General features: G+C 72.8%; 7 protein-coding genes. 4 read left to right on the top strand and 3 right to left on the bottom strand.

Going from position 1 to position 6,793, the window contains the following annotated elements; all coding sequences use genetic code 11:
- Nucleotides 1-54 precede the first annotated feature (54 nt).
- The 3 genes from IE257_RS22505 to IE257_RS22495 all read right to left on the bottom strand — a co-directional run bounded on the left by IE257_RS22505 (nucleotide 55) and on the right by IE257_RS22495 (nucleotide 1,330).
- The gene (locus tag IE257_RS22505; protein ID WP_052872775.1) at nucleotides 55-288 is read right to left on the bottom strand and encodes a chaplin; all 234 of its coding nucleotides are present in this window, start codon (nucleotides 286-288) and stop codon (nucleotides 55-57) included.
- Nucleotides 289-546: 258 nt separating this feature from the next.
- The gene (locus tag IE257_RS22500; RefSeq protein WP_030386268.1) at nucleotides 547-957 is read right to left on the bottom strand and encodes a rodlin; all 411 of its coding nucleotides are present in this window, start codon (nucleotides 955-957) and stop codon (nucleotides 547-549) included.
- Between the two features lie 118 nt (nucleotides 958-1,075).
- Nucleotides 1,076-1,330: a chaplin gene (locus IE257_RS22495; RefSeq protein ID WP_189971329.1), complete on the bottom strand. Its 255-nt coding sequence runs from the start codon at nucleotides 1,328-1,330 to the stop codon at nucleotides 1,076-1,078.
- Between the two features lie 174 nt (nucleotides 1,331-1,504).
- Here IE257_RS22495 and IE257_RS22490 point away from each other — a divergent pair, with 174 nt between their 5' ends.
- Genes IE257_RS22490 through IE257_RS22475 form a run of 4 tightly spaced genes read left to right on the top strand, consistent with a single transcriptional unit; the run spans nucleotide 1,505 to nucleotide 6,726 of the window.
- Nucleotides 1,505-2,596 carry a DUF3344 domain-containing protein gene (locus IE257_RS22490; RefSeq protein WP_245385278.1) on the top strand — a complete coding sequence of 364 codons (1,092 nt, stop codon included), beginning with the start codon at nucleotides 1,505-1,507 and terminating at the stop codon, nucleotides 2,594-2,596.
- Between the two features lie 19 nt (nucleotides 2,597-2,615).
- Complete coding sequence (locus tag IE257_RS22485) at nucleotides 2,616-3,803, top strand: glycosyltransferase (protein WP_229920585.1); 1,188 nt, start codon at nucleotides 2,616-2,618, stop codon at nucleotides 3,801-3,803.
- On the top strand, nucleotides 3,800-5,320 hold the full coding sequence (locus IE257_RS22480) for an exopolysaccharide biosynthesis polyprenyl glycosylphosphotransferase (RefSeq protein WP_372453089.1): 1,521 nt from the start codon (nucleotides 3,800-3,802) through the stop codon (nucleotides 5,318-5,320). The genes IE257_RS22485 and IE257_RS22480 overlap by 4 nt, the downstream gene beginning before the upstream one ends.
- Nucleotides 5,320-6,726 (top strand): O-antigen ligase family protein, encoded by a 1,407-nt coding sequence (locus IE257_RS22475; protein WP_189971325.1) that lies wholly within the window; start codon nucleotides 5,320-5,322, stop codon nucleotides 6,724-6,726. The genes IE257_RS22480 and IE257_RS22475 overlap by 1 nt, the downstream gene beginning before the upstream one ends.
- Nucleotides 6,727-6,793 lie beyond the last annotated feature (67 nt).

Below are 6,793 nucleotides of genomic sequence, written 5' to 3'. Positions count from 1 at the left end.
GTGCACTCCGAGGCCACCCCGAGGAGGCTTGCCCTCACGGGCTCAAGCGCTTCGTCAGGCGTTGACGCAGGTGTTGCCGAACGCCGGGTTCAGCAGCGCGATGACGTTCACGGTGTTACCGCAGACGTTGACCGGGACGTGGACCGGGACCTGGACCAGGTTCCCGGACAGGACGCCGGGGGAGCCCACGGCCGCGCCCTCGGCCGACGAGTCGGCCATGGCGGGGGAGGCGGCACCGGCGAGCATGAGAGCGCCGGCGGCCAGCACCACTGCCTTCTTGTACGTCATTTTGATTTCTTTCCTTCCCGCAGAGGCGTGTCCACTGCAGAATTAACAACGAGCGGTCGGGGAAAAAGAAACCGCACATTTTCGGCGGCCTGCCGGTAATTCACCCCAATGCCCCGGTTCAATGTTCGGGTCGAATTCGAGGTGTCGGCGGATTCGTATCGAAAATTCGGCGGCCGGGGAGGTTCCGGTTCCGGTCCCATATGCGGCGAGGCCGCCGCGACCCGGTGGGTGCGACGGCCTCGCTGGCGCGGGCCTCGGTCAGCTGCCGTTGGAGACGTTGCCCGAGAGGATCGGGATGTTGTCCAGGATGTGCGAGAGGGCCTCGTCGCCCTTGGCCTGGGTGGAGTTCTCGGTGCACTGCTGGTTCTGCGGGCTGGACAGGACCGGGATGTCCTGGACGCCGACGTTGACCAGGGCCAGCACGGACTGCACGTTGGCCTTCGCGGGCAGGGCGATGCAGGGCTTGTTGAAGGAGCCCTGGATCAGCGCCATCTGCGGGCTCATGTTGCCGTAGGTGGCCTGGTTGCCGTAGATCTGCGCGGCGCCGTTGCCCTGGACGGTGTTGACGCCGTTGTCGTTGCCGATCGCCATCGCCTGCGGCGCCATGGCGGCACCGATGCCCACGACCGAGGCGGCAACCGCGGCCGAGGCCATCATCTTCTTGATCATTGTCGTCCCTTTTTTGCAGGATTGCCCGGTAGCGGAGCACCCGGATCAACGCCGCGGCCCCGGTTCGGGTTGCGTGGCTTCACTCGGATGCGGGCGTTTCGGGCAGCGCGGTTGACGGTCAGGCGTTGATGCAGGTGTTGCCGAAGGAGGGGTTCAGCAGGGCGATCACGTTCACGGTGAGGCCGCAGGCGTTCACCGGGACGTCGACGGGCACCTGGAGCAGGTTGCCGCTCAGGACGCCGGGGGACCCGCCGGCGAAGCCGTGGGCCGTCGCGCCGTCCCCGCCGTGCGCGGAGGCGAGGCCCGCGCCGCCCATCAGTGCGGCGGCGCCCGCGACGGCGATGGTGGTGCCGCGCACCAGCCTCTTCTTCATCTCCGCATTTCCTTTCGGTTTGAACAATGCTGCAAGCCATAACGACCCGCCCGTTGCGAGGGTGCGTGTCATCGCCCAAAAGGCCGTACGAGCGAGTCCGACGTGATTTCCAGCCCGTTTTCTGACAAAGTTCACTCCTGTTTTGTCCCCTTGATCGAAAATGGAGACAGGGTCATGGGTTCCTCCCGCAGAATCCTCGGCACGCTCGGTCTGCTGTCCTGCCTCACCCTTTCCGTGAACGCCCCGCTGTCCCACGCGGCGCCTCCCGCCCCCAAGGAGCTGCCTCGGCTCCCGTTCACCCAGCGTTACCAGGCCGTGCAGCACGGCGGGCTGGTGCGCGCCTCCAACTCCGGCATCAGCTGCCGCAAGGAGCAGTCCCCGCAGGCCGAGCCGTGCGCCGAGGTCAAGAAGGGCGCGGCGGGGGTCAACAGCGACTTCGAGATGTTCTACAGCGAGGTGGACAAGGATCCGGACACCTACAACTCCACCCGGGCCGAGCTCAAGGTCCCGCAGGGCGCGACGGTCTCGTACGCCCGTCTCTACTGGGGCGGCAACCTGCGGGTGGGCGAGCAGAAGCCGCCGGAGGACAACGGCCGGGTGCTGGTGGCCGAGCCCGGCGGCGCGTACAAGGAAGTCCTGGCGGACACGGTCGTGGGCCACCGCACGGACGCGGGCAGCGACGCCTACCAGGCCTCCGCCGACGTGACCCCGCTGGTCCGCAAGGGCGGCGCCGGCATGTGGACGGTGGCCCAGCTCAACATCGCGATGGGCCACTCCGAAGTGGGCGCCTGGGGCGGCTGGACGCTGGTCGTCGCCTACGAGCACCCGCAGGAGCCGGTGCGCCGGATCTCGCTGTGGGACGGCTTCGAGTCACTGGCCGCCCGGGCCGGGGACGGGACGGTCGAGGTCGAGGGCCTGACCGCGCCCCCGGGCTCCGCCGGCCGGGTCGGGGTGGTCGCGTACGACGGGGACCGGGGCGCCCTCGGTGACTCACTCACCGTGACCGCAGACAGTGGGCGTCGGGTGAGCCTCAGCGATGGAGAAAATCCTTTTAATGATGTTATGAATTCCACGATCACGGAATTCGGAAATCAATCGTTCGTGCGACAGCCCGAACATGTGAATAATCTCGGATATGACGCGGACGTCTTCGACCTGAGTCCCGCCCTGTCCGGTGGTGCCCGCAGCCTGAACTTCAGGCTCACGGGTGAAAGTCAGGGTCATTTCCTCGGTGTGCTCTTCGTTCAGACAGACGCGCGCCGCTGAACGTAGGAGACCACTCCACGTGCCCAGTCAACCTCGGGCGGCACAGCCCACGACCGTCCTCCACCTCGTACAACCCGTCGACGGCGGCGTGGCCAGGGTCGTCACCGACCTCGTCCGCGCGCAGACCTCCGACGGGCTGCGCACCGTCGTCGGCTGTCCGCCCGGCGGCCCGCTCGGCGACTCCGCGCGGGCGGCCGGGGCCGAGGTCCTCACCTGGCGTGCCGCCCGGGCCCCCGGGCCCGGGCTGCCCGCCGAGATCGCCGGCGCCCGGCAGCTGCTCCGCCAGGTGCGGCCCGACCTCCTGCACGCCCACAGCGCCAAGGCCGGACTGGCCGGTCGGCTCGCCGCGCGCGGCACCGTACCCACCGTCTTCCAGCCGCACGCCTGGTCCTTCGACGCCGTCGGCGGGGTCACCGCAGCACTCGCGCTGCGCTGGGAGCGGTACGGGGCCCGCTGGGCCGACCGGGTGCTCTGCGTCAGCGAGGCCGAACGCCACGCGGGCGAGACCGAAGGGATCACCGCCCGCTGGTCGGTGATCCGCAACGGTGTGGACCTGGACCACTTCCGCCCCGGCGGCCCGGACCCCGAGCGCGACAGGGCCCGGGCCCGCGCCGAAGTGCCGCTGCCCGCGGACTTCCCGGCCGACGGACCGCTCGCCGTCTGTGTCGGCCGGATCTGCCTCCAGAAGGGCCAGGACATCCTGCTCCGAGCCTGGCCGGAGCTGCTCGCCACCGTCCCCGGAGCCCGCCTGGCCCTCGTCGGGGACGGCCCCGACACCGAACGGCTGCGCCGCACCGCCCCGCCCCGCGTGCTCTTCGCGGGCGCCGCCGCCGACATCCGACCGTGGCTTCGGGCCGCCGATCTCGTTGTACTGCCGTCGCGGTGGGAAGGCATGGCGCTCGCCCCGCTCGAAGCCATGGCCTGTGGCCGCCCGGTCCTGGTCTCCGACGTCAGCGGTGCCAGGGAGAGCCTGCCGCCGGGCCAGGGACGCCTGTGCCTGGTGCCGCCGGAGGACCCGACGGCCCTGGCCGAGGCCCTGGGACGGCTCCTCGCCGAGCCGCGGCTCCTCGCCGAACTCGGTGAGCAGGCACGGCAGCACGCCCGGACCGACTTCGACGTGCGGCGGACCACGGACGCGGTCACCGGCCTGTACCACGAACTGCTGGGCAGGCCCCGGCCCTTGAACCAGGAGCGCATCAGCCGATGACGATGGACAGCGCACCCGCCCGGCACACCGGGCAGGGCGGCACGGGGCCCACCGGTGGCAGCGCCTTCGCGCCCGCACCCCACGCGGCGGCCCGCCGTTCGGCGACCGCCATCCACCCCCCGCGCGGGCCCAGGACCGACCACGCCCGCTCCGCCCTGCGCCCGCAGCGGGTCCGCCGCCGCGGCCGCGTGCTCCCGCTGCTCACCACCGACGCGCTGGCCGTCGTACTCACCGCGACGACCCTGCCCGCAGCGGATCTGCCCGTCCTGTCCGCGGCCCCCCTGCTGCTCGCCGCGCTGCACGCCCAGGCCGGGCTCTACCGGCCGCGGCTCGCCCCCTCCGCGCTCCTCGAACTCCCCGTACTGGCAGGCCGGTCCGCCGTCCTGTGGTGCTCGCTCGCCGCCGTCGCGGCCGCCGTCGACCCGGCCCGGGCCATCGGCTGGGGCGCCCTGCTCACCGCCGTCTGCCTGCAGGCCGTACTGGCGTGCTCCGGCCGCGGCCTCGTCAACCAGCTCCAGCGGCGGGCCGCCGTACGCCGGCCCGCCTCCGCCCTGGTCGTCGGACCCGGCGCCGGGGCGAGCGCGGTGGCCGCGGCCCTGCACGGCCGCCCCGAGTTCGGGCTGCGCCCGGTCGGGCTCGCCGACACCGCACCGGCCGGCGAGGGCGACGGCGGCACCCTGCCGCTGCTCGCCACCCACGAGGACATCCGGCGCGCGGTCATCCAGAACTCCGTCGGGCACGCGGTCTTCACCCGCCCCCCGGAGGCCGACGAGCGCACCGCCTCCCTGGTCCGGCTCTTCCACGACCACGGCTGCCGGCTGTGGCTCGCCGACCCGGCCGGCACCGCCAGGATCACCGGCATGCGGGTGGCCCACCCGACCGACCAGCTGTGGGGGTACGCCGTGCAGCCGCTGCTGCCGCGCCCGGCCCGGCCGCTGGAGCGCTGGGTCAAGCGGGGCATCGACACCGCGCTCGCCCTGATCGCGCTGCTCGCCGCCGCACCCGTGATGGGGGCGTGCGCGGTGGCCGTACGGATCTGGGACGGACCGGGAGTGATCTTCCGGCAGGAGCGGGTCGGCCTGTACGGGCGCCCCTTCACCCTGCTGAAGTTCCGTACCCTGCGCGCCGACGAGCACGAGGCCGCCACCCGCTGGACGGTGGCGGGCGACCGCGGGATGAGCCCGGTCGGCTCCTTCCTGCGCAAGTCCTCGCTGGACGAGCTGCCGCAGCTGTGGAACGTCGTACGCGGCGACATGGCCCTGGTCGGCCCACGCCCCGAACGGCCGTTCTTCGTGGCCAAGTTCTCCACCGTCCACCCCGGCTACGAGGCCCGCCACCGGATGCCCGTCGGCATCACCGGCCTCGCCCAGATCAACGGCCTGCGCGGGGACACCTCCATCGAGGACCGGGCCCGCTTCGACAACCACTACATCGACACCTGGTCGCTGTGGCAGGACCTGTGGATCCTCGCCCGCACCGCAGCCTCCTTCTTCCGCTTCCGGCTGGGGGGCAGCTGATGAGCCTCGTCCTCACCGGCCGGTGGAACCGGCCGGACGTGCCGGGTCTGCTGCGCCGGCACTGGCCGCTGCTGCCGCTCGCCGCCACCGTGCTCTTCCTCCTCGCCCCGCTCCCGGCGGGCGACGCGACCGCCTCCGGGAAGGTCGGCCCGGCCGACGCCGCCTCGCTGCTGCTGGTCCTCGCCTGCGCGGTCCAGGCGCTGCGCGGCCGGGTGCGGGCGCTGAACCCGCTGGGCGTGCTCGTCCTCGGGCTGCCGGCCGTCGGCCTTGCGATCGCCACGATGACCGCGGGCGATCCGTACGCCGCCCTGCCCGGCTTCGTGCGCTACCTCCAGGTGTTCGTCCTGGTCCCGGCGGCCGTGGTGCTGCTGGTGCCGGGCGCCGCGGAGTTCCGGCTGGCCGCCGGGTGCTTCGTGGTCCTGGCACTGGTGCAGGGCGCGGTGGGCGTCGTCCAGTACGCCACCCACACCGGGGCCTCCTACCAGGGCGAGGACGTCCGGGCCGTCGGCACCTTCGGCCCCGGCGACGTCATGGGCATGGCCACCGTCGTCGCGTACGGGCTGATCGTGGCGACCGCCGCCGGGCTCGCCCCGGGGCTGCCGCGGCGCGTCCGGCGGATCGCCGGGGGCTGTGCGCTCGCGTTGGTGCTGCCGCTGGTGCTGTCCTTCAGCCGGGGTGCGTGGATCGCCACCTTCGGCGCGGCTGTGCTGGTGATGGCGCTGGCCGGGATCCGGCGGGCCTTGAAGGTGGTCGCCGCGCTCGCCGCGGCCGGGGTGGTCCTGGTCGGCGGGTTCGGGGTCGGCTCGGAGATGGTCGCCGAGCGGCTGACCTCCATCACCCAGGTCTCCAGCGCCCCCGACCAGTCGGTGACCGACCGCTACACGATGTGGGCCGCGGCCGAGTCGATGTGGCGCGAGCGGCCGGCGGTGGGGGTGGGGCTCAAGGGCTTCCCGGCCAACCGTGACGGACACGCCTCGCTGGGCCTCTCCTCCGGCAGCGACACCGCCGGCGCGGGTCAGGCGTACCTGCGCCAGCCGCTGCTCTCCCCGCACAACATGTACCTGCTGATCCTGTCCGAGCAGGGCCTGATCGGGCTGGTCGCGCTCGCGGGCGGCTGGGCGGCGCTGCTGGTGGCGGGGGTGCGGCGGCTCGCCTCCGGCGGGGGAGCCAGGGACTGCGGGCTGATCGCGGTCGGGCTGTTCGTGTGGCAGCTGACCGACTTCCTCTACGCGGACATCGGCGGCCCGTCCACGGTGCTCACCGGAGTGATCATCGGTTTGGCGGCCTGGTGGGCGCTGCCCTCCCGCGGGGCCGCGGATCCACCGGGTGGAGCCGCCGCGGATTCCGGGGCTCTCGGCGGCGCGGGTTCACGGGGCAGGTCCCCCGGGGTTGCGGCTCGCCCGTGACGGACACCACGCCCTGGCGGCCCGCCTCCGGCTCCCCGGCCGGGGCGGGCCACGCCCGTGTCCCGGG

Origin of the sequence: Streptomyces avidinii, assembly GCF_014650695.1 — a bacterium.
GTDB lineage: Bacteria > Actinomycetota > Actinomycetes > Streptomycetales > Streptomycetaceae > Streptomyces > Streptomyces avidinii.
Note: the sequence above shows the minus strand (reverse complement) of the source record. Positions and strands in the feature narration are given on the sequence as shown.

Bases quoted from the DNA above. Each gene is read 5' to 3' on its own strand.
- IE257_RS22500 (WP_030386268.1), bottom strand. From the start codon at position 957: ATGATCAAGAAGATGATGGCCTCGGCCGCGGTTGCCGCCTCGGTCGTG.
- IE257_RS22480 (WP_372453089.1), top strand. From the start codon at position 3,800: ATGACGATGGACAGCGCACCCGCCCGGCACACCGGGCAGGGCGGCACG.
- IE257_RS22505 (WP_052872775.1), bottom strand. From the start codon at position 288: ATGACGTACAAGAAGGCAGTGGTGCTGGCCGCCGGCGCTCTCATGCTC.
- IE257_RS22495 (WP_189971329.1), bottom strand. From the start codon at position 1,330: ATGAAGAAGAGGCTGGTGCGCGGCACCACCATCGCCGTCGCGGGCGCC.
- IE257_RS22475 (WP_189971325.1), top strand. From the start codon at position 5,320: ATGAGCCTCGTCCTCACCGGCCGGTGGAACCGGCCGGACGTGCCGGGT.
- IE257_RS22490 (WP_245385278.1), top strand. From the start codon at position 1,505: ATGGGTTCCTCCCGCAGAATCCTCGGCACGCTCGGTCTGCTGTCCTGC.